We start from the raw sequence: 20798 nt of genomic DNA, 5'->3' as shown, positions 1-20798 counted from the left end.
GCGCTCGCCGGCCTCTGATGCCGAACTTCACGTTGGCGCCGTCCGCTGCCCCTCGGCCGTCCGGCTACAAGCTTGTTGAAAGCCGGGCATACCGCTAGAATCCCCCGGTCACTGGGGAGTAGCCTTCCTTCATACGTTGAAGGAGAGCGCGTCAACATACTTGGCCTGCAGGCCATGGCGCGTTCGACCGGGTCGGTTTGGCGAGACCATTGGCGCACTGCTTCGTTCTGGTCGGACGGGTGGCGGTGCGTCATGGGTTCGTCACCTACGTCCGACCACGGAGTTGCCCTGTGAAATACCGTTGTGCCCTGCCAGTCTTCCCGCGCGGCCGTTCGCCGCATCGTTCCTGTTTTTCGTGTGCCGGGAGTCGCGCATGACGGGTCTTCTGTTCGAACTCGCGATCATGCTGGTCGTCATTCTGGTGGCGGCCGAGCTCTTCACCAACGCACTCGAGCATCTCGGCGAGCGCCTGAAAATCTCCGAAGGTGTGACGGGCTCGCTGTTCGCCGCGGTCGGCACGGCCCTGCCCGAAACCCTTGTGCCATTGCTCGCGATCGCCGGCGGCACAACCGATAACGCGGTCAACCAGGAGATCGGCGTCGGCGCGATTCTCGGCGCGCCGCTGATGCTCTCGACCCTTTCCACTTTTCTGATGACGCTCGCGATTCTCGGCTCGCGTGGCGCCAAAGGCTGGGTGGCGCCGGAGCGCACGGGCTTCACGCGCGATCTGAACTATTTCCTCTGCGCCTTCGTGCTGGCTGCTGTGGCGATGTACGTGCCGCATGAGCAGATGATCGTGCGGGCGCTCTTCAGCGCGGCGCTGGTCGGCGTGTATATCACTTACGTGGTGATGACGTTCCGCGCTTCGGACAAACTCGTCGACGCCGGCCATGGCACCGAAGCGCCGGGCAAGATGCTGCTGTCGCGTCTCGGCCTGCCAACTAACCTCGCGACGATTGCCGTGCAGCTGGCGTTGGCGGTCGCCTTGCTGGTGTGGGGCGCGGAAGGCTTCATTCACGGCGTGCGGGGCGTGTCGCAGGCGCTGGGCGTCTCGCCGCTGCTGCTGTCGCTGCTGATTATCCCGATCGCCACCGAACTGCCTGAAAAGGTCAACAGCATCCTGTGGATTCGCCGCGACAAGGACACGCTGGCGTTCGGCAACATCACCGGCGCAATGGTCTTCCAGGGGACCCTACTGCCCGCAATCGGAATTCTGCTGACGCCATGGGAGCCGCGCATCGAAGTGGTGACCGGTATCGTGATCACGCTCGCCGCCGCCGCGTGGCTGCGCATCAACGTGCGCGAGCGCGGCGTGCCGGTGTGGGCGTTGCTAGTGTGCGGCGTGCTGTACATCGCCTATCTGGCGATTACGCTGACGCGCTAGGCGTGAGGTGAGGGTAGGCCGCCAAGCGCGGCCTGTTTCTCCGTGGGCCGATAGGCCCGCCTGATTGGACGCCGCCGCGGCGGCGGTTTCGCTCCGTGACAACCCGCACATAGTGCGAATCATGAAAGCCACATGATTAATAGCGATAGGGCAAACCTGCAATGAGCGCCACTCTAATGGGCGCGGTTATTGCCGTAGCGCGTTGTTGCTTTTCTGAGCAGTGCCTTTAATGCCAATCATTGCAAACGGCATATATAGAAGGCCAGTTGGATTGCGCGAGCGATTGCCAAAGAGGCAACAAAAAAAAGCAATTTAAATTGATATAAGCTGATCACCGGCAAGAATTGCCACGCTTTCGTTCGTGTTACAAATTTATCTCTGTATTTTCGCGAAACGTTTGCTAGTATTCCGCAACGATGTACCTCGTTATGAATCTTGTGTTTCCGCATGCCTTGTTTGGTGCGGCGTTCTGTTGGGTTCAAGGAGCGTCCATGCAAGCCATGTATCCAGTTGTATTGCTTTTTCGACCTCTGCATAGAGATAGCGGCCTTTAGCCGCGGGACTTATTTGTTCTGGACTTTCTCCCGGCAACCTGTGGTGCCGGGATGGGCACTCTCGCGCCTGCGCGGTTTGAATTGATTTAATCGAAAAGAGCGTAGCGGTATTCCTTTGTTTTTATTTGCGTCAGGCAAAGGAGTGCGCTCGCTTATTAAAAAGTAACCTCCGGACGAGGCAAGAGAATGCGTCACAGGCAAGTGCTCTGTGCTGCTGCGTTATGCGCCGCGGCAGTTGTGTCGTCGCCGGCATTTGCGCAGGCGTCGGCCGACGAAGCCAATAAAAGTAATAACCCGCTCAATCTGGCAGCGTCATTCAACATCCAGAACTACTACACGCCCAGCGTGTTTGGCGCGAGCGCGCACACCAACGATCTATTGTTGCGCCCCACCGTGCCGATCGGCCCGAATAGCCTGATTGGCGTGCCGCAGATTTTCCGCGGAACCTTGCCGGTCAGCACGCGGCCCGACCCGAGCGGAGGCTACGACACGGGACTCGGCGATCTGAACCTGTTCGACATCTTCCTGCTTTCGCAAGGCGACGTGCAGATCGGTGTCGGCCCGCTTGTGACCATGCCGACCGCCACCGACCCGAGCCTCGGCACTGGCAAGTGGCAGGCCGGCCTCGCCGCCGTCGCGGTGAGCGCGACCAGAGCGCGACTGCTCGGCGCACTGGTGCAATGGCAACACTCGTTCGCCGGGCAAAGCAGCCGGCCGACCACCCAGTCGCTCACCGCGCAGCCGTTCGGCATCTTCAACCTGCCCGGCGGCTGGTACATCCGCTCCACCGGCACGTGGACCTTCGATCTTCAGCACGGCAGCTATTACATACCGGTCGGTCTCGGCGCGGGCAAGGCGTGGAAAGGCGGCTCGACCATCTACAACGCGTTCATCGAACCGCAGTACTCAGTCGCGCATTCCGGTGCCGGCGTGCCGAAGTTCACGATCTTCGCGGGCCTGAACATGACGTTCGGCAAGTAACACGGACCCTGAGAGGTTATCCATGACGTTTTTCAAATGCCTGCATATCGGCGCAATGGTGACGGCGCTGTCGCTGACGGTACTGCCCCACGCACAGGCCGCCGCCCAGGCCAGCGCTGCCACGGCAACCGTCACCGCATCGCCGGACGAAGCACGCGCGATCGCTAAAGATGCGTTCCTGTACGCGTATCCGATGCTGTTCAACTACAAGACGCTGTATCAGCAGGCCGTGGACTCCACGTCGAAGGCGTACGTCGGTGGCTTCGGCAAGTTCCGCAACTACTCACACCCGTACGGTCCGGAGAACAAGGAAATCGTCACGCCGAATAACGACACGCCGTATTCGTGGGCGTGGCTCGATCTGCGGCGCGAACCGTGGGTGCTGAGCGTGCCGGAGGTGCCGAAGGACCGTTATTACGTGTTCCAGTGGATCGACCTGTTTACGTACAACTTCGCGTACGTCGGTTCCCGCGCGACTGGCAGCGGCGCGGGGCACTATCTGTTCGCCGGCCCGAACTGGCACGGCGAGACGCCGAAGGGTATCGACAAGGTGTTCCGCTCGGAGACCGACCTGATCCTGACGCTCGGCCGCACCGCGCTGAACGGCGCGAGCGACGTCAAGAACGTTCAGGCGATCCAGAAGCAATACAAGCTCACGCCTTTGTCCGCGTTCGAGCACACCGCAGCGCCGCCGCCCGCCGCGAAGGTGACATTCCCGAAGTGGGATGAAGCGAAGGCCACTTCCGTCGACTTCATCGCGTATCTGAACTTCCTGCTGCAGTTCACGCAGCCGCCCGCTCCTTCGGAAAAAGAGCTGATGGAACGTTTCGCCAGGATCGGCATTGCCCCGGGCGCGCCGTTCGATCCGGCCGCCTTGTCGCCGGAAACGCGTGCGGCGCTTGAAGCGGGTGTCGCCGACGGTAAAACCGCGCTTGGCGACGCGGTGAAACACACCACGAGCTCGTTCAGCCTCTTCGGTACGCGCGAAGATCTGAAGGGCGACTACACGACGCGCGCGGTCGCCGCGGCGATGGGCATCTACGGCAACACCAAGGAGGAAGCGGTGTATGTCGGCACGCATGTGAACGCCCAGCACGAGCCATTGATGGGCACGCAACCGTACGTCCTGCATTTCGACAAGAAAGATCTGCCGCCCGCCCAGTTCTTCTGGTCGATGACCTTGTACGACCTGCCCGCGCGCCATCTGGTTGCCAATCCGCTGAACCGCTATTCGATCGGCGACCGCACCAAGGGGTTGAAATACGGCGCGGACGGTTCGCTCGACATTTATGTGCAACATGAGTCGCCCGGCGCGGACAAGGTGTCGAACTGGCTGCCGGCGCCCGCTGGCGCATACGACCTGATCACCCGCATTTATGGCCCCGACCAGACGGTGCTCAATGGCACCTGGAAGTTTCCCGAGCCACAAAAGCGCTAAGCCGCGCATGGACGAACCGGACAACGACATGAACAAAAAAACCGCGACATGGGTCACGGCCGCTGTGCTGGCGTCTGTGGCCGCTCCCATCCTTGCCAGAACGCAGCAGGACCAGCCTGCGCATGCGACGGTCACCATGCCGCCCGTGCCGGGTCCGGTGCCAGGCTACGCGATCTCCGAGGAATACGCGCGGCTCGTGGCGCGCCAGACCTATTTCTGGGCGTGGCCGCTGGTGAACGTCTACGGACGCCTGCTGGCGATGAAGCAGGTGCCGCAGCCGGGTCTGAACGGCGGCATCGTACCGGTCGCGCCACCCAATCATCTGTCGATGCTGCGTGACTATGTCCAGCCGCAGGAGCGCTTTGTCGCATGCCCGAATCAGGATGTGGTCTATGGATCCTCGATCCTCGATCTGAATCAGTCGCCGGTGGTCGTGCAGGTGCCTGATTTCGGCAAGCGCTTCTGGGTTTATCAGGCCGTCGATTTACGTACCGACGGCTTCGCGAGCCTCGGCAAGATGTATGGCACGCGGCCGGGTTTCTATCTGCTGGCCGGTCCCGACTGGCACGGCCAGGTGCCGAAGGGCATCCGCCAAGTATTCCGTTCGTCGACGGGCGTGGGCAGTTTCATCCCCCGTGTTTTTATGGATGACACGCCAGAAGATCGCGCGGCCGTGCAGTCGGTGATTACGAAAATCGGCCTGTATCCGCTCGCAGAGTATGACGGCAAGGTCAAGGAAACCGACTGGTCGAAGCTGCCGAGTTTCGGTACCGCGGGCGACAACGCGGAAGAGATCAAGTGGGTCGATCCGAACCGGTTCTGGGACATGCTGCCCACCGTGCTCGACCAGGCGCCGCCGCAACGCGGCGAAGAAGCGCTCTACGCCCAGGCACGCGCCGTGATCGCGGCGGCGCAGAAAGATCCGGCGCTGAAGACCGCTATCGTCGACGAAGCGACCAAGGCCGAGGTGAATCTGGTCACGCCGCTGTTCGACTTCAACACCTTCGGCAAGCGCCTGCCGGCTCACTGGAACACCATCAGTAACGGCGCCGCGTTCGGCACGGATTACTACACCCGCACGGCGGTGGCGAAGTCGAATATTTTCGTCAACAAGCCTAACGAGACGAAGTATTTCTATGCCGACGCCGACGCCTCCGGACAGCGGCTCGACGGCAATGCGCGCTACACAGTGACGTTCGCGAAAGACAATTTGCCGCCGGTCAAAGGATTCTGGTCGTTGACTCTGTACAACTCACACCACTTCTTTTCTCCGAACGCGCAGAACCGGTATTCGCTCGGCACAAAAAACAAGGCACTCAAGTTCAACGCCGACGGCTCGCTGACGATCTACGTGCAGAACACGAGCCCTGGCGACGACAAGGCAGCGAACTGGCTGCCGGCGCCGGCCAACGAAGCCTTCTCGCTATACGTGCGTGCCTACTGGCCACAACAACCCGCACTGAACGGCAGCTGGACGCCGCCGCCGGTCAAGCGTGAACCGTGAGAGTCGCGCCGTGTTGTACGCGTGCGGGTTGCCGCCGCCATTCGTTTAGCCCGTGTTTCGCCGAGTGCGCAGCACACTCTTTCCGAGGATGATGATGAGCCACCCTATCCGTTGGTTCGCAAGCCGGCCACTCGCCAACAGGTTGTGCACGGGTGCGCTTCTGAGCGCCGCGGGTTTCAGCCTTTCCCCGCAGGCGTGGGCCACCGAAGGCGGCATCGGCAGGCCGATCACCGGCATGCAGGTCACGCCATATGCCGGCGTCGTGCCGCCCACCAGCGACTGGATCGTCTCCGCCACCACGATCTACTACGAGGGCTCGCTCGGTGCGAGCAAAACGATTCCAATCGCCGGGCAGCTCACGGCGGGCGTTGACGTAACGGCCGTGTACACCATCGTCAACGCGGTCAAGACATGGGGCATCACCGCGGGCGGGTGGAACTTTGCGTCTACTTTTGGGGTGCCGTTCCAGTACACCGACATCTCGTCGTTTCACGGCCGCTTGCCGAACGACCACAACACCCAGTTCGCCGACCTTTTCTTTACCCCGATCGTGGCCGGGTATCACCTGACCAAGACCGATCACATTGCGCTGAGTGTGCAGATCTACGCGCCGACCGGCTCGTACTCCTCGAGCCGCCTCGCCAATGCAGGCCAGAACACGTGGACCTTCACGCCGACCATTGCTTATACGAAGCTGTTCCCGAAAGAAGAGATCGAGCTGTCGGTGAACTACGGCGTCGGCTTCTACACGCCCAACAACGACACCCACTATCACAACGCACCGGTCAGCGTGCTCGACCTGCTCGCGCTCAAACGTTTCGGCGCGGGCTGGGGAGTGGGCGTGGTGGGCGGGTATATCCAGCAGCTCGGTCATGACAGCGGCGGCCTCGCCGACGTCACCGGCGGCAATCAGGGACACTCGGTAGGTATCGGGCCGATGGTCACGTGGTCGGGCAAGGTTCAGAAGACGCCGGTGTCGGCATCGCTGCGCTGGGTCAACGAATTCAACGTCAGCAACCGGCCAAAGGGCAATGCGGTGGAGCTGTCGATAAGTGCCACATTCCAGTAACGGAGCACGTATCTGGTGATCCGTTCTTCCTTGCATGTGCCGTTCGCCATCGCAGTGCCCTTGAACACCGACGTGCCGCGCAACCACGGGCGGCGTGCCCTGTCGACGACAGTGGCCTTGCTATTCATCCTGATCCAGAGCCATGCCGAGTCGAAATTCACCGATCCCGAGGACGGCGCATTCGACCTGAGCAATCTGCTGCTCACCCATCTTGGCGTGTTGCCCGTGCCCACACTGATCACCGAACCGGCGGTCGGCTACGGCCTGGGTCTCGGCCTGCTTTACTTCACGTTGCCGAAGAAGAGTGCCGACGCGCCCGACGATCCGAAAGCGCCACCGAACATCCCCGGCCTCGGCGGCTTTGCGACCGGCACGCATAGCTGGGGCGTGGGGCGCTGATGCACTTCCACACATGGGACGACGACCACGTGACGCCACGCTGGCCGGTGCTCGGCTTTGGCGGCGTCGGCAAAGCCTATGGCCATCTGCATTCGTTTTCGGATGCGCCGACCGCCTTCGGTTTCGGGACCGGCTTTCGTTACCTGATTGCTCGCAAGCTCGGCGTGACGATGGGCATCGACGTCGCCCACGGACCAGGGCAAAACGCGTTTTATGTGCAGGTGGGCAGCGCCTGGCGCTGACCCAATCGATCGGTGTGATCGATGCAGGATTCACAAAGGAGACGGCGTATCCCCCCGGCGTTCATCCGTACGCCAGGTCGAGAGCAAGCCGCGACTTGATGTGTCTAGTTCGGCCGAGTGGGCCGAGGTTTTTTGATTCGAGGAAATGAAGATGGAAAAACAAAAACGCTATCAGCGGCTCACCGCTGTCACGATCGCTGTTGCTACGCTTTGCATTGCACACGCTGCCTTCTCGCAAACCGCCGCACCCAATAAGGACGCGACCGCCATCACAAAGCAGCAGAACGCTGAGGTATATCAGCAACTGCCGTTCAGCGATAAACAGGACTTCGACGACGCGCAGCGGGGCTTTATCGCGACGATTCCGAACGGCGTTATCAAGACCGATGGTGGCGGCATCAGCTGGGATCTGAACAAGTACAAATTCCTGCAGGGTCAGGCGCCCGACACGGTGAATCCGAGCTTGTGGCGCAACGCTCAGCTCAATATGTTCAACGGCCTGTTCAAGGTCACCGATCACGTTTATCAGGTACGTGGCCTCGATCTCGCGAACATGACGATTGTTGAGGGCGATGACGGCATCATCATCATCGACGTACTCGTGACGGAAGAAGCTGCGCGCGCCGCGCTCGATCTGTACTACCAGCATCGTCCGAAGAAGCCTGTGCTGGCGGTGATCTACACCCACAGCCATGCGGACCACTACGGCGGTGTGAAGGGCGTGGTCGACGAAGCAGACGTGAAGAGCGGCAAGGTGAAGATCATCGCGCCGGAAGGTTTCCTTGCCGAAGCCGTCAGCGAAAACGTGCTCGCCGGCAATGCGATGGGCCGCCGCACGCTCTATCAGTACGGCGCGTTTTTGCCGGCGAGCCCGCGCGGCCAGGTCGATGCGGGTCTCGGCAAGACCACCTCGTTCGGCTCGCTCGGCCTGATTGCGCCGACCGACACCATCAGCAAGACAGGCGAGACACGCACCATCGGCGGCGTGCAGTTCGAGTTCCAGATGGCGCCGGGCACGGAAGCGCCGTCGGAAATGCTGATTTATATGCCGCAGTTCAAGCTGCTCGATACCGCCGAAGATACGACCCACACGCTGCACAACCTGTACACACTGCGCGGCGCGCAGGTACGCGACGCGGCGAACTGGTGGAAGGTGTTGAACGAGGCCATCGTGCGTTACGGCGACAAGACCGACGTGGTGATCTCGCAGCACCAATGGCCGACGTGGGGGCAGGAGCGGGCGGTCAGCTACATTGCCGGCACGCGCGACATGTTCAAGTACATCCACGATCAGTCGCTGCGTCTCGCGAACGAGGGCTACACGATGACGGAGATCGGCGAGCAGATCCAGGTGCCGGATACGACCGGCAAGAAATGGTACAACCGCGGCTACTACGGGTCGGTGAATCACGATTCGAAAGCGGTGTATCAGCGTTATCTCGGCTGGTACGACTCGAATCCGGCGAACCTGCATCCGCTGCCGCCGGAAGAGGAGTCGAAGGAATTCGTGCGCTACATGGGCGGCGCGGACGCGGTGATGGCCAAGGCGAAACAGGACTTCGACAAGGGTAACTATCGCTGGGTCGCCACGGCGATGAACAAGGTCGTATTCGCCGATCCGCAGAACAAGGCGGCGCGCAATCTCGAAGCGGATGCACTGGAACAGCTCGGGTATCAGACCGAGAACCCGACGTGGCGCAACGAGTATCTGATGGGCGCCTACGAATTGCGCAATGGCGTGCCGAAGGTGCCGGGCGTGAATACGGTGACGCCGGACGCGGTTGCCGCGATGAGTCCGTCGCTGCTGCTCGACTATATGGGGATTCGCCTGAATGGCCCGAAAGCGGATGGCAAGCATACAACGATCAACTGGGATCTCGGCAATGGCGAGAAGTACGCGATCGAGCTGCGCAATTCGGTGCTGATCTATACGCCGAACGCGACGCTGCCGAACGCGGATGCTACGCTGAATATGAGCAAGGATGAATTCGCCGCGCTGCTGATGGGCGGCCAGACACTCGACAAGGAACCGCAGTCCGGCAGGGCTAGCGTGACCGGCGATGCGAAGAAGGTGACGGAACTGTTCGGCATGCTGGACAGCTTTAATCCGATGTTCAACATCGTGACGCCGTAACAGTCTGTAGACAGGGCGCGCGGGTGGCCGGCTTGCGTTTGGCCGCTCGCGCTGATGTTCGTAATGGACGGGTGTCCAAGCTGAAGAGGTCGTACGCCATGAAAACTTCGCTGAAGCGTTCCTTGTTGCTGCTTGCTGGCGTTTGCACGTCGCTTGCGGTGACGCTCGCTACGCCCGCGCAGGCGCTCGCCGCCGCCGCGGTGCAGCCGTTGCCGACCGTCTGGCCACGCGACTTCGACAGCGCGCAGCAGCGTATCGAGCTCTATCAGCCGCAAGTGGAAGTATGGCAAGGCAACCGGATCGAAGGTCGCGCGGCTTTCGCGGTCGGTGCGTCGAATGCCTCGCCGAACTACGGTGTCGCGCATTTCACGGCGCGCGCCGAAATCGACAAACCCAGTTCGACGGTACAACTGCTCGACATCGTTTTCGATCAGGTCGACATGCCGGCGACGCCCGCTGCCGCCGCAGGCGTGAAAACGGCCTTGCAGGCGCGCATTCCGAAAGACGGCCTGACCACGTCGCTCGAACAGCTTCAGGCCAGCTATGCCAGTACGCATCAGGGCGGCGAACCTGGCCTCGCGGTGCGGAACAATGTTCCCAACATCATTTTCGCCGAGCGCCCAACGCTGCTCGTTCTGATCGACGGCGACGCCAACTGGCGCGCGCTCGGCGACACGCACTACCAGCGCCTGATCAACACGCGTGCAATGCTGCTCAAGGATGCGCGCGGCACGTTGTATCTGAACGTCGCGGGCTACTGGTACGAAGCGCCGGCGCTCGATGGCCCGTGGCATCTGAATACGGCGGCGCCGCACGAACTGGTCACGGTGGCCAAAAACGCCCAGGCGAATCTCAAGTCAGACCCGATGCTGCCCTCCGACGGCAAGAAGCCCACGCGGGCGCCAGACGTGGTGGTCGCCGCCCAGCCGGCCGAACTGGTCGTGACGAACGGCAAGCCGTCATTGCAGCCGGTGAAGGGTGTGGATCTGCTCGCCGTAACCAACGCCGATCACGCGCTGTTTATCGAACCGCGCGACAACCACTACTACCTGCTGCTGTCCGGCCGCTGGTTCAGCGCGGCCGGTTTGAGCGGGCCGTGGAGTTTTGTCGACGGTAAGAGCCTGCCGGCCGATTTCGCGAAAATTGCCACCGACGACCCGCATGCGAATGCGCTGGTCTCCGTGCCCGGCACGCCGCAGGCAAAAGAAGCGGCAATCGCCGCGACCATTCCGCAGACGGCAAGCGTGTCGCGTAAGACCACCACGTTGAAGGTCGCCTATGACGGCGCCCCGAAATTTGTCGGCATCGCCGGTACGTCGCTCTCGTATGCGGTGAATACGGCGACGCCGGTGATCCAGACCGGACCGTCGCAGTACTTTGCGGTGGCCAACGGGATCTGGTTTGCGGCCAGCGCCGCAAGCGGTCCGTGGCAGGTTGCCGCGACCGTACCCGCCGCGATCTATACGATTCCGGCGGCCTCCCCCGTGCATTACGTGACGTACGTCCACATCTATTCAGCGACGCCGGACACGGTGGTGGTCGGCTATACGCCGGGCTATATGGGTGTCGTGGTCAACGCGGACGGCACCGTGGTGTACGGTACCGGTTACGTGTACGCACCGTACGTCGGCGACGTGTACTACGGTTATCCGGCGACCTACGGCTACGGCGCCGGCTTCGCGCTCGGCACCACGGTCGGCTTTGCCTTCGGCTTCGCGATCGGCGCCACGTGGGGCGCGCCTTCGCCTTACTGGGGACCGTATTGGGGCGGCGGCCCGTGGAGCTGGCAATACGCGAACGTCAATCAGGCGAATATCTACGGACGCTGGGGGCAGGGCACCGTGACCCACGCGAGCGGCTGGAACGGCTGGACCGGAAATAGCTGGGCAGGCACGGCCGCATCGGGTTTCAATCCGTACACCGGCGGCCACTTCCAGGCGAGCCGTGGCGCCGTCGAGAACGCGTACAACGGCAACTTCGCAGCCGGACGACAGGGCTCGTTCAGCAATCCGTCGACGGGACGCAGCGGCGCCGCGCGTGGCGGCGTGGTGGGCAACGAGGCCACCGGCGATTACGCGGCGGGCAGACAGCGCGCGGGCTATAACGCGCAGACGGGCCGCTACGGCGCGGCTGAAGCGGGTGTGAGCGGTAACGCGTATTCAGGCGAGCATGAGGCCGGCACGAAAGGCATCGTGGGCAATAAGGACACCGGCCGGGCGGTCGCGTGGAATAACGGCAACGTGTATGCGGGCAGCGACGGGAATGTGTACCGGCACGATCAGGGCGGCGGCTGGGAGCAGCATGGTGCTGACGGCTGGCAACCGGTGCAGGCGGATGCGAATCAGACTCAGAGGCTCGACTCGCTGAGGCAGGGGCACGATCTGGGGAATGCGCGGGCGAGTGGGCAGTTTCAGCAGTTTCAACCGCGGCGGTTCGGGGGAGGCGGGGGGCGGTTTAGAAGGTGAGGCACGCCCAGCGTGCCCTGTCCGGAACGCCGAGCTGTGTGACCGCTTGTGCCCGTGCCCGTTATACAGTCAGTGTGGCGAGATGCGCCGCGACGGCATCGAGGGGCGCTGCGGTTAGCCCACGTTGTAGCGTGGCTTTCAGCATCATGTGTGCGGCACCCGTTTCACCGGTTTGGATCAGCGCATTGATATAGCTTGCCCAATAACGCGGCTCGTCGGGGTTCGCCGCCACGGCGCGCTCAAAGTGCGCAACGGCAACGGCCGACTTTCCTCGCTCGAGTAACAGTGCGCCCATGTTGAAGTTGGCGTCCGCATGGTTCGGGCTCACCTCGAGGACGATGTGATAGAGGCGCTCGGCGTCTTCGAGATTGGCTTGTTGATGCTCGGCAATCGCGCTCGTCAAGACAGTCTGAACGTCTTGCTCGAACTGTGCCTCGGGCGTGAGCGTCGAGTTATCCAAAGGGGGCGTCGCAAGCGTCATGATGTCAGGAGGGAATGTGGATGGTGGGGAAAGTATCGGATTCTTCCGGGCTATATGAACGCAGAAACAGAACCGGAAAACGCTTCCTGTTCAATGAATCGCTGCTTGTCGGCGAGCGAGCGGCGGGGGCGGCGGCGGGAAAATGCGCCAGAGGCCGTCAGCAATAAAAACGCCCGCGCGGGGCGGGCGTGAGATGAACGAGTACACCAGAAACGGGTGTTGTTATAGTTATTCTTTGCGTCGCCGTGCCGCGCTTAGAGCATCGCGACGCGGTGATATTCCTTCATGGCGCTTGCGGAGCGCATCGCCTCGTTATAACTGGCCTCCAGCTTTTCCTTGTTGTTCGCAGCCATCGCGAACACGGCAGCGTCGATCGCCTGAATATTGCGCACGATTTTCAGCGTCTCGTCGTCGATGTCGCTCGTAAGCGATATGAGCAACGGGGCGCGCTGCTCGGTCAGCCGTGCGGCCTCTGGCCAGTCGGCCTGCTGCGCAGCGTGACCGATCGCCGTTGTCAATGCAAGGAGGCCTTCGGCCTGTGCACGCGATGTCATATCGGATTACCTCCTGGGCTTAGCTCTTGCCGTTTGCCAACGCGCCGGCACTATTCGAGCCGCCGAACAGCTGAGTCAGATACTGCGAGTTGTTGTTCATCGTCGCCATCAAGGTGTTGAGGGCGGTGAACTGTGCCTGATACTGGTTGGTGAGCTGGGTGGTGTAGTCGCTCAGCGTGGTCTGTTGAGCCGCAATGCTCTTCAGATCGGCGTTGATCGAGGTTGTTTCGGTATCCATGATACCGCCCGGCTCGGTGAAATTCGTGACGCTGGTGTTCAGCTTGGCGGCAATACCGGTCGTCGAGTTGAACAGGGCTGCAACTGTCGAGGGCGAGTTGGTCAGTGCGGCGGTCACGGCGGTATTGTCTGCCGTCAACGTGCCGTCCGCGTTCAACGTGATGCCGATCGAGCTGAGCGAGAGCGACGTGTTGCCGCTATTCACGCCGCCGCTGACAATACTCGCGAGCGAATTCTGGATCGTGTTGGCCATCGAGTCGCCAAGCAGCGGGCCAGCCTGCTGGCCTTGAGCCTGCGTACCGTCGAACGACGTGAGCGTGCCCATTGTCGTGACTAGCGTGTTGTACAGGCTGACGAAGTTAGTGATCGCCGTGGTTTGCGAGGTTGTGTCGGACGCAATGGTCAGCGTCTGCGAGTTGCCCGTCGTGACACCGGACGACGATGTGGTGCCGAGCGCGGCGGCGGTCAGGTTCAGCGTGACGCCGGCGATCGCCGTCTTCGAAGAATTGCTCGAACTGCTGACCGAGGTGCCGTCGACGGTAAAAAGCGCGTCCTGCGCGGACTGCGTCTGGGTCCAACTGCCGCCACTGGCCGAGGTGACCGACGAACTTGCGGTCAAGTTGGCAAGGCTCGAGAGTCCGCTATCGCCCGTCACGGAGCCTACGCTGACGGTGATGGCGCTCGTGCTGCCATTGGTCGGGCTCAATACGAGTTGCGAGCCGCTCGACGTGGTGACAACCTTTGCCGTGATGCCCGGGTTGGTCGAATCGCCATTAATCGCGGCGGCGATGTCGCCCAACGTGTCATGCGGCGAAGTGACGTTGACGGTCATCGAGGTGGCGCCGAGCGACAGCGTCACGGCACCGCTACCGAGCTCCTGCGACGAATTGAACGTGCCCGATGCGACCGCCGGCGACGAGGTCACGCCGAGGCTCGAGAGACCCGCGCTGGTCGAGGAGACGCTGATGGTGTTCGCCGCGCCTGTGGACGTCGAACGCAACACTAGGTGCGCGCCATCCGTGCCGGTGACGATGGTGGCCGAGACGCCCGGATTGTTGGTGGCGGAATTGATCGCTGCGGCAATACCGCTCAACGTGTTGTTCGTCGAGTCGATGTTGACGGCCATCGACTGGCCGCCGAGCGAGACGTTCAACGTTCCGGTACCAATCTGCGTGGTCGCGTTGAAAGCGCCCGAGGAAATAGTCTGCGCCTGCGCGATTTGCTGGACCGAAATGGCATAGCTGCCTGCGACAGCGCCGACGCCAGCAGTCGCGCTCAGGCCCGAGCCGCTCGCGGTCGCCGTGTAAGACGCTAGCGTCGTGCCGTTCGAGAGGTTGGTCAGGCTGGTTTGCAAGGCCGACAGCGCCGCCTTGAGAGTGCCGATGGCGGAGATCTTGAGGTTGTCCGCGTTGGTCTGGGCCGTCAATGTCGACAGTTGGCCAGCCGTCTTCGAGCTGACAAGCGCTGAGACCAGCGACGAGACATCCAGCGACGAATTGCCCGTGGAACCGCTGATGATCGACTGTGCGGCTTGCTGAAGCGCGGCGGAATTGGCCGCGGCTGCTGCGGCGGCGGCTGATGTTGTCGAAACGGATGACATGGAGCGGCTCCGTGCGTCGGTGAGTCAATAAAACGTGAATGTTTATTCAGAATGCAGCGCGGGAGGCCATGCCTCCCGTGAACCTCGAACTATCGCATACGCGCCGCACGATGCGTACGGCGCGTATGCCTTTTACTACGCGAGCCCTTATTGCAGGAGCTTCAGAACTTGCTGCGGCAGCGAGTTAGCTTGTGCCAGCACCGAGATACCAGCTTGTTGCAGCACTTGCGCCTTGCTCAGGTTCGCCGTTTCTTGTGCGAAGTTCGCGTCGGTGATTTGCGACTGAGCTTGCGACAGGTCGGTCGACTCAGCTTGCTGCGTCGTAGCGATTGCCGTGAAGCGGTTCTGTGCGGCGCCCAGCGTTGCCTGGATGCTGTTGACCGTGGTTAGCGCATTGTCGATGGCTTCCATCGCCGCGTTCGCGCCCGAGGTTGTGCTGATATCGACATTCGAAACCGTCGGGGGCGCGTTGTTCGCGTTGATCGTGCCGAAGTTACTGGTGATCGGCGCTGCGGCGAGGGTAATTTGCCCGCCAGCGCCGGCGGCAAGGGTGCCGCCGGAGCCATCGTCGCCGGCGGCTGCGCCGAAGAGCGCTGCAGATACGGCGCTCGAGATCTGATTGCCGTTCTGATCGAACATGACAATGTTACCGCTGCCGTCCGATTTTGCCGTGAGCGACGTGATCGCACCTGCGGTCCCTGCGGCTACGTCGAGACCGGCATTCGCCCCAGTGGAGCCAATGCTGATGCCACCGATCGTGCCAAGTACTGTGCCGGCCGTGGCCGGTGCGTTTGAGTTATTAGCGTTGATCGCCGTAACTTGTGCCGCGATATCGAGCGGACCACCCGTTTTCGCAACAAGCGTACCCGGGGTAGTGGTCTGGTCGAGAGCGGCCGTTGCGATCGTGTTCGAAAGCGTTTGATTGTTCTGGTCGGTGAACGTGAATCCGCCTTTGCCGTCGGACAGCACGTTAATGGCCGTCGTTTCCTGACCCGTGCTAGTGCCGTTGACCCACGCAGCGCCAGCCGAATCAAGAGAAACAGCAATCGTACCGAGCGTTGCGCCAGCTTGTACCTTGCCACCGCCAAGTGACGAGGCCGACAGGCTCTGCGTCAGGTTCAACGAAATAGTCTGGCCAACGTTCGCACCCACCTGGAAGCTCAAGCTACCAGCCGAACCGTCCAGCACGTTCTTGCCGTTGTACGTCGTTTGCGAAGCGATACGGTTCACTTCGGCAATCTGCTGTGCCACTTCCTGTTGCAGCGAAGCCTGGTTGTCAGCCGTCAGGCCGCCGCTCGACGCTTGCACCGCGAGTTGGCGAATACGTTGCAGGCTCGACGTGATCTGCGCGAGACCGCTCGATGCCGTCTGGATCATCGACACGCCGTCATTCGCGTTCGATACACCCTGATTCAAACCATTGATCTGCGTTTGCATGCCGGTCGAGATGGCCAGACCTGCTGCATCGTCAGCCGCGCTGTTGATGCGCTTGCCCGACGACAGGCGCGTGATGGCTTGCGAGAGGGCGCTTTGCGAGCCATTGAGGTTTTGCTGTGCAACCAGCGAGTTGATGTTGCTATTGATTCCGAGCATGAAAATCTCCTAAATAAGCCTTGAGCCCAGTACGCCAAGTTGGCATCGGCGGAAGCACTCGTTCATTGCTGGCCGCCTCAGTGAAGGTTGACGGCGCGACTAAAAAAAACTTGAGGAACTTTGTGCAATAGGGACCCAATTGTTTCCCAGGCCGGCTGGGGCGATGCGCGTCTGCGAACCGCTTGCAGCCTCGTTTGGCCAATGCGCTGCAGGTATTGAAAAGACGGCGTATTCTCTTTTTCTGCCCGTGACAAACCTTGGAGAAATCATGCAAAAGCGCCGGATTGGACGTTCCGAATTACAGGTCGTACCGCTCATGTTCGGCGGTAATGTATTTGGCTGGACGGCCGATCAAGCCACTTCTTTTTCAATTCTGGATGCGTTCGTGGACGCCGGTCTCGACTTTATCGATACCGCCGATGTGTATTCTGCGTGGGTGCCGGGCAACCACGGCGGCGAGTCGGAGACCCTGATCGGCAAGTGGTTCAGGCAGAGCGGCAAGCGCGACAAGATCGTGCTCGCCACCAAGGTCTCCAAGCATCCGCAACGCAAGGGTTTGTCGGCGGCCAACATTCAGGTGGCTGTCGAAGATTCGCTACGGCGTCTGCAAACTGATTACATCGACGTCTATTTTTCCCACGACGACGACACCGACACCCCGTTGGCCGAAACGCTCGGCGCGTATCAAAAGCTGATTGAAGCGGGCAAGGTGCGGGTGATCGGTGCGTCGAACTACAGCGGTGCGCGAGTCGAGGAGGCGCTTGCGGTGTCCCGCGAGCACGGCCTGCCCGAATATCAGTTGCTACAACCGGAATACAACCTGTACGATCGCGCCGCTTATGAACGCGATATCGAGCCGGTCGCGCTCGCCAACCAGCTGGGCGTGGTCGTGTATTACAGTCTTGCCAGCGGGTTCCTGTCCGGCAAGTACCGCACGCAGGCCGATCTGGCGGGCAAGGCGCGCGGCAGCAGGGCCGAAAAATATCTGGACGAACGCGGTTTGCGGATTCTGGCCGCGCTCGACCGGGTCGCCGAGCGGCACGGCAGTACGCCGGCCACCGTCGCGCTGGCCTGGCTGATCGCGCGGCCGAGTGTTACGGCCCCCATTGCCAGCGCGACCTCGGTCGACCAGCTCAAAAGCCTTGCGGCGGCTGTTCACCTGATGCTAACGGGCGCCGATATCCGCGAACTGGATGAGGCGAGTGCCTGATTAATGCAAGTGGCCTGGCGCAGCCGCTAAACCCCTGGTAGGATGGAGAGTTTCCTGATATCATCGGGAGTGAATTGAGATCTTTGCCTGTTTCGTCAATGTTTTTCATTGATGAAAGGTTGGCGAAACGGCAGCAGACGCGGTTTTTGCATTACGTCTGTCCGCGTTGCGCGGTGAACTCCCCACCTCTCTTTTCCGGCCTCCGTGGCCGCATTGCCTCTCGTTTCATTCGTGGTTTGGCCGGGTTTTTACCCGCGTTTGCCTGTTACTGGCCATGAATTGGAACGACCGGAAGGCCGGCGCGTGAGCGGTATTCCGCCACGCAATTAACCCGTATCAAGTGATTGAGTTAGGAATTACATGACGACGATTCTTCTGAAAGAAAATGAGCCGTTCGAAGTGGCGATTCGCCGCTTTCGTCGCGCAATCGAAAAGAACGGCCTGATCGCTGAACTGCGTGAGCGCCAATCGTATGAAAAGCCGACCACGGCACGTAAGCGCAAGAAGGCTGCTGCTGTGAAGCGCCTGCACAAGCGCCTGCGCAGCCAGATGCTGCCGAAAAAGCTGCACTAAGCACGTTTTTTCGTACGCCAAACGGCGGTGTGAGCTTCGAAAGAAGCCACATCGCCGTTTTGCTTTTGGGTGCGCCGTTTGAGTCAAAGGACTGCCCGAAGTGGGCATGGGCGGGGCAGGCTTTTCGAAGTGCTACGCCGCGCTCTTCAGCCGGTCTGCGGACAGCCCGAATTGCCGGGCAATCGAGCTCAATCGCTCATGCCATTCCCACGTGCCGAACACGTCGTGCACGTTTTGCAGGCAGCTGAGCAAATCGACAGTGGCCGGGTCGTACACGTTGATGCGAACGCGCAGCAGCGCCCTCTTGAGCGCGGATACGCCGACGTCCATATAGGACGGCACTTCGATGGACGTTTTGCCGATATAGCGAACCGGTACGCCTTCCATGGCGGTCATGTAATCGCGCGGCTTGATGAAGTTGCCGACCGGGCAACCGCCGCAGTACCCGCGATAGGCACCGCCGCCGCGCGGCAGCAGGGCAGCGCGTTTCTGGCCAAACAGATGGTCCACGGCTTGGTTGAAAATTTCCTGATGCGTCAGGAAATTAAGGCTTTTCATGGTTGGTCTCCCGTGCGTTTCGCAGCGGTTATTCGTTGTTTGAGCGCATGACTAGCAGTATCGGACATGCGCCGCCTGACGAAACCTGGACTAGGACGGGGAAAAGCCTTTAATTCCCGGGTTTGGCGCAACTTCGCGCCGAGAAGCATCAGCTGGCTTTGCGGTTGCGTCCCTTCTTGCCGAGTGCCGCGCATCGTGCACGGCACATGCAGCTCCCCTCGTGATCGTTCACCATGCCGACCGCCTGCATGAACGCATAGCAGATCGTCGAGCCGACAAACTTGCAGCCGTACCGTTTCAGCCCCTTGCTGAGCGCGTCGGAGATGTCCGTTGACGCGGGTGCCTGCTTATACGACGCCCAGTCGTTCTGGATCGGCGTCTGATCGACGAACGACCACACGAAGTTGGCAAGCGAGCCATGCTCGGCCTGAATCTGCTGCACGGCGCGTGCGTTGCTGATGGCCGCTTCAATCTTGCCGCGATGGCGCACAATGCTTTCGTCCAGCACGAGCGCGTCGACATGTTTGGGCGTAAAGCGCGCGACCTTGTCGATTTCGAAGTCGGCAAATGCGCGGCGATAGCCTGCCCGTTTGTTGAGAATCGTGGACCACGACAAACCCGCCTGCGCGCCTTCCAGCACCAGCATCTCGAACAGATGTTGATCGTCGCGCGAGGGCACGCCCCACTCGGCGTCGTGGTAGTGTGCGAGCGCTTCGCTCGATACCCAGTTGCATCGCTGTGTCACTTTCGTGCTCCTGCGTTGTCATGTCGCCCGCCAGCATAGCGGAACCCACGCGCGCCGCAAGCTGGCCGTTCAGCCAATTGCCGAATTAAAACTGACCTGCCACGCTATGCGTTCTTCACCACCTGAACTCACTCGATTCGATGAATACAGACCTCTTTCTGATCGGCATTGATGGCGGCGGCAGCGGTACACGCGTCGTCCTCGGCGACGCGCAAGGCCACGAGCTGGCACAGGCGGCCAGCGGGCCATCGGGCCTGGGACTCGGCGTCGAGCGCGCGTGGCAGGCAATCGAGGCTGGCTGCAGCGACGCGTTTGCCCAGGCTGGCGCGGTGCTGGACTGGTCGCGTTGTGTACTCGGCTGCGGGTTGGCTGGCGTCAACAATCGCGACTGGTTGGCCGCGTTCCGCGCTCAGGCGCCAGCGGTCGCCGGGCTGGCCGTGGAAAGCGACGCGTACACCACCTTGCTTGGTGCGCACGGAGGCGCGCATGGCGTGATCGTCGCACTCGGAACCGGCAGCGTGGCTGCCGTGCTCGACGGCGGCGGTGAATGCCGCAGCGCCAGCGGCTATGGTTACCCGTCGGGAGACGAAGCGAGCGGTGCCTGGCTCGGCCTGCGGACCATTGTGCACGCGCAGCAGGCGCTCGACGGACGTGTGCCCATCGACGATCTGGCGCGGGCGCTGCTCGACCACGTTGGTGCGTATGATCGCGACAGCCTCGTGGTGTGGCTTTGCGAAGCGAATCAGACCGCTTATGCGAGGCTCGCGCCCATTGCCATCGCGCATCGCACACACCCATTCGCGGCGCGTTTGCTCGGCGAAGCCGGCGTGGAAATCGGCAAGATGATCGCCGCACTCGACCCGTCGGGCGCGCTGCCGGTCGCGCTGTGCGGCGGGCTTGGGACACCGTTGCGCGAGTATGTGCCGCAGATCTTTCAAGCGCGCCTGCGCGAGCCTTTGGCCGATTCGGCTCACGGTGGATTGCAGTTGGCGCAACGTGAGGCGGCCCGCATCGCGGGCTGAGCGTGGCCGGACGGATCCGTGCGATCCTGCGGGTGCGGCGTTCAACGGTAAAATA

General features: G+C 61.6%; 18 protein-coding genes and 1 riboswitch. Of the genes, 12 read left to right on the top strand and 6 right to left on the bottom strand.

Annotated features, from left to right (window positions below; translation table 11 throughout):
- The first annotated feature begins 101 nt into the window (after positions 1–101).
- Positions 102–269, top strand: a riboswitch (yybP-ykoY riboswitch).
- 104 nt (positions 270–373) lie between these two features.
- The 9 genes from PQR27_RS20095 to PQR27_RS20055 all read left to right on the top strand — a co-directional run bounded on the left by PQR27_RS20095 (position 374) and on the right by PQR27_RS20055 (position 12170).
- The gene (locus PQR27_RS20095; RefSeq protein WP_408525257.1) at positions 374–1384 is read left to right on the top strand and encodes a sodium:calcium antiporter; all 1011 of its coding nucleotides are present in this window, start codon (positions 374–376) and stop codon (positions 1382–1384) included.
- A 740-nt stretch (positions 1385–2124) separates the two neighbouring features.
- Positions 2125–2919, top strand: a complete 795-nt coding sequence (locus PQR27_RS20090) for a hypothetical protein (RefSeq protein ID WP_408525256.1) — start codon at positions 2125–2127, stop codon at positions 2917–2919.
- A 22-nt stretch (positions 2920–2941) separates the two neighbouring features.
- Positions 2942–4357: a DUF1254 domain-containing protein gene (locus PQR27_RS20085; RefSeq protein ID WP_408525255.1), complete on the top strand. Its 1416-nt coding sequence runs from the start codon at positions 2942–2944 to the stop codon at positions 4355–4357.
- Between the two features lie 28 nt (positions 4358–4385).
- Positions 4386–5861: a DUF1254 domain-containing protein gene (locus tag PQR27_RS20080; protein WP_408525254.1), complete on the top strand. Its 1476-nt coding sequence runs from the start codon at positions 4386–4388 to the stop codon at positions 5859–5861.
- 94 nt (positions 5862–5955) lie between these two features.
- Positions 5956–6930 (top strand): SphA family protein, encoded by a 975-nt coding sequence (locus PQR27_RS20075; protein WP_408525253.1) that lies wholly within the window; start codon positions 5956–5958, stop codon positions 6928–6930.
- Positions 6931–6945: 15 nt separating this feature from the next.
- Positions 6946–7329 (top strand): hypothetical protein, encoded by a 384-nt coding sequence (locus tag PQR27_RS20070; protein ID WP_408525252.1) that lies wholly within the window; start codon positions 6946–6948, stop codon positions 7327–7329.
- Positions 7329–7571: a hypothetical protein gene (locus PQR27_RS20065; RefSeq protein WP_408525251.1), complete on the top strand. Its 243-nt coding sequence runs from the start codon at positions 7329–7331 to the stop codon at positions 7569–7571. The genes PQR27_RS20070 and PQR27_RS20065 overlap by 1 nt, the downstream gene beginning before the upstream one ends.
- A gap of 151 nt (positions 7572–7722) precedes the next feature.
- Complete coding sequence (locus PQR27_RS20060; RefSeq protein ID WP_408525250.1) at positions 7723–9705, top strand: alkyl/aryl-sulfatase; 1983 nt, start codon at positions 7723–7725, stop codon at positions 9703–9705.
- Positions 9706–9803: 98 nt separating this feature from the next.
- A complete protein-coding gene (locus tag PQR27_RS20055) occupies positions 9804–12170 on the top strand; it encodes a carbohydrate-binding family V/XII (RefSeq protein WP_408525249.1) in 2367 nt (788 codons plus the stop codon).
- A 61-nt stretch (positions 12171–12231) separates the two neighbouring features.
- On the opposite strand, the gene PQR27_RS20050 is transcribed toward PQR27_RS20055, so the two are convergent.
- The 4 genes from PQR27_RS20050 to PQR27_RS20035 form a co-directional block, all read right to left on the bottom strand.
- Entirely contained in the window at positions 12232–12651 is a 420-nt protein-coding gene (locus PQR27_RS20050) for a tetratricopeptide repeat protein (RefSeq protein ID WP_408525248.1), read from the bottom strand.
- A 254-nt stretch (positions 12652–12905) separates the two neighbouring features.
- Positions 12906–13205: a flagellar protein FliT gene (fliT, locus tag PQR27_RS20045; RefSeq protein WP_408525247.1), complete on the bottom strand. Its 300-nt coding sequence runs from the start codon at positions 13203–13205 to the stop codon at positions 12906–12908.
- Between the two features lie 19 nt (positions 13206–13224).
- Positions 13225–15042 carry a flagellar filament capping protein FliD gene (gene fliD / locus PQR27_RS20040; protein ID WP_408525246.1) on the bottom strand — a complete coding sequence of 606 codons (1818 nt, stop codon included), beginning with the start codon at positions 15040–15042 and terminating at the stop codon, positions 13225–13227.
- Positions 15043–15189: 147 nt separating this feature from the next.
- Complete coding sequence (locus PQR27_RS20035) at positions 15190–16635, bottom strand: flagellin (RefSeq protein ID WP_408525245.1); 1446 nt, start codon at positions 16633–16635, stop codon at positions 15190–15192.
- A gap of 268 nt (positions 16636–16903) precedes the next feature.
- Here PQR27_RS20035 and PQR27_RS20030 point away from each other — a divergent pair, with 268 nt between their 5' ends.
- Both PQR27_RS20030 and rpsU read left to right on the top strand, forming a co-directional pair.
- Positions 16904–17845 (top strand): aldo/keto reductase, encoded by a 942-nt coding sequence (locus PQR27_RS20030; RefSeq protein ID WP_408525244.1) that lies wholly within the window; start codon positions 16904–16906, stop codon positions 17843–17845.
- A gap of 360 nt (positions 17846–18205) precedes the next feature.
- Positions 18206–18418 carry a 30S ribosomal protein S21 gene (gene rpsU / locus PQR27_RS20025; RefSeq protein ID WP_006050883.1) on the top strand — a complete coding sequence of 71 codons (213 nt, stop codon included), beginning with the start codon at positions 18206–18208 and terminating at the stop codon, positions 18416–18418.
- A gap of 132 nt (positions 18419–18550) precedes the next feature.
- Here rpsU and PQR27_RS20020 read toward each other — a convergent pair whose 3' ends face one another.
- Both PQR27_RS20020 and PQR27_RS20015 read right to left on the bottom strand, forming a co-directional pair.
- Complete coding sequence (locus PQR27_RS20020; protein WP_408525243.1) at positions 18551–18976, bottom strand: hypothetical protein; 426 nt, start codon at positions 18974–18976, stop codon at positions 18551–18553.
- Positions 18977–19124: 148 nt separating this feature from the next.
- A complete protein-coding gene (locus PQR27_RS20015) occupies positions 19125–19721 on the bottom strand; it encodes a DNA-3-methyladenine glycosylase I (RefSeq protein ID WP_408525242.1) in 597 nt (198 codons plus the stop codon).
- A 140-nt stretch (positions 19722–19861) separates the two neighbouring features.
- On the opposite strand from PQR27_RS20015, the gene PQR27_RS20010 reads away from it, so the two are divergent.
- The gene (locus PQR27_RS20010; RefSeq protein WP_408525241.1) at positions 19862–20743 is read left to right on the top strand and encodes a glucosamine kinase nucleotide-binding domain-containing protein; all 882 of its coding nucleotides are present in this window, start codon (positions 19862–19864) and stop codon (positions 20741–20743) included.
- Positions 20744–20798: the final 55 nt, after the last annotated feature.

It is taken from the genome of Paraburkholderia fungorum (assembly GCF_046027215.1).
Taxonomy (GTDB): domain Bacteria; phylum Pseudomonadota; class Gammaproteobacteria; order Burkholderiales; family Burkholderiaceae; genus Paraburkholderia; species Paraburkholderia fungorum_D.
Note: the sequence above shows the minus strand (reverse complement) of the source record. Positions and strands in the feature narration are given on the sequence as shown.

Excerpts from the sequence above, each read along its gene's own strand:
- PQR27_RS20095 (WP_408525257.1), top strand. The coding sequence starts at position 374 with ATGACGGGTCTTCTGTTCGAACTCGCGATCATGCTGGTCGTCATTCTG.
- PQR27_RS20090 (WP_408525256.1), top strand. The coding sequence starts at position 2,125 with ATGCGTCACAGGCAAGTGCTCTGTGCTGCTGCGTTATGCGCCGCGGCA.
- PQR27_RS20085 (WP_408525255.1), top strand. The coding sequence starts at position 2,942 with ATGACGTTTTTCAAATGCCTGCATATCGGCGCAATGGTGACGGCGCTG.
- PQR27_RS20080 (WP_408525254.1), top strand. The coding sequence starts at position 4,386 with ATGAACAAAAAAACCGCGACATGGGTCACGGCCGCTGTGCTGGCGTCT.
- PQR27_RS20075 (WP_408525253.1), top strand. The coding sequence starts at position 5,956 with ATGAGCCACCCTATCCGTTGGTTCGCAAGCCGGCCACTCGCCAACAGG.
- PQR27_RS20065 (WP_408525251.1), top strand. The coding sequence starts at position 7,329 with ATGCACTTCCACACATGGGACGACGACCACGTGACGCCACGCTGGCCG.
- PQR27_RS20060 (WP_408525250.1), top strand. The coding sequence starts at position 7,723 with ATGGAAAAACAAAAACGCTATCAGCGGCTCACCGCTGTCACGATCGCT.
- PQR27_RS20055 (WP_408525249.1), top strand. The coding sequence starts at position 9,804 with ATGAAAACTTCGCTGAAGCGTTCCTTGTTGCTGCTTGCTGGCGTTTGC.
- PQR27_RS20050 (WP_408525248.1), bottom strand. The coding sequence starts at position 12,651 with ATGACGCTTGCGACGCCCCCTTTGGATAACTCGACGCTCACGCCCGAG.
- fliT (WP_408525247.1), bottom strand. The coding sequence starts at position 13,205 with ATGACATCGCGTGCACAGGCCGAAGGCCTCCTTGCATTGACAACGGCG.
- fliD (WP_408525246.1), bottom strand. The coding sequence starts at position 15,042 with ATGTCATCCGTTTCGACAACATCAGCCGCCGCCGCAGCAGCCGCGGCC.
- PQR27_RS20035 (WP_408525245.1), bottom strand. The coding sequence starts at position 16,635 with ATGCTCGGAATCAATAGCAACATCAACTCGCTGGTTGCACAGCAAAAC.
- PQR27_RS20030 (WP_408525244.1), top strand. The coding sequence starts at position 16,904 with ATGCAAAAGCGCCGGATTGGACGTTCCGAATTACAGGTCGTACCGCTC.
- rpsU (WP_006050883.1), top strand. The coding sequence starts at position 18,206 with ATGACGACGATTCTTCTGAAAGAAAATGAGCCGTTCGAAGTGGCGATT.
- PQR27_RS20020 (WP_408525243.1), bottom strand. The coding sequence starts at position 18,976 with ATGAAAAGCCTTAATTTCCTGACGCATCAGGAAATTTTCAACCAAGCC.
- PQR27_RS20010 (WP_408525241.1), top strand. The coding sequence starts at position 19,862 with ATGAATACAGACCTCTTTCTGATCGGCATTGATGGCGGCGGCAGCGGT.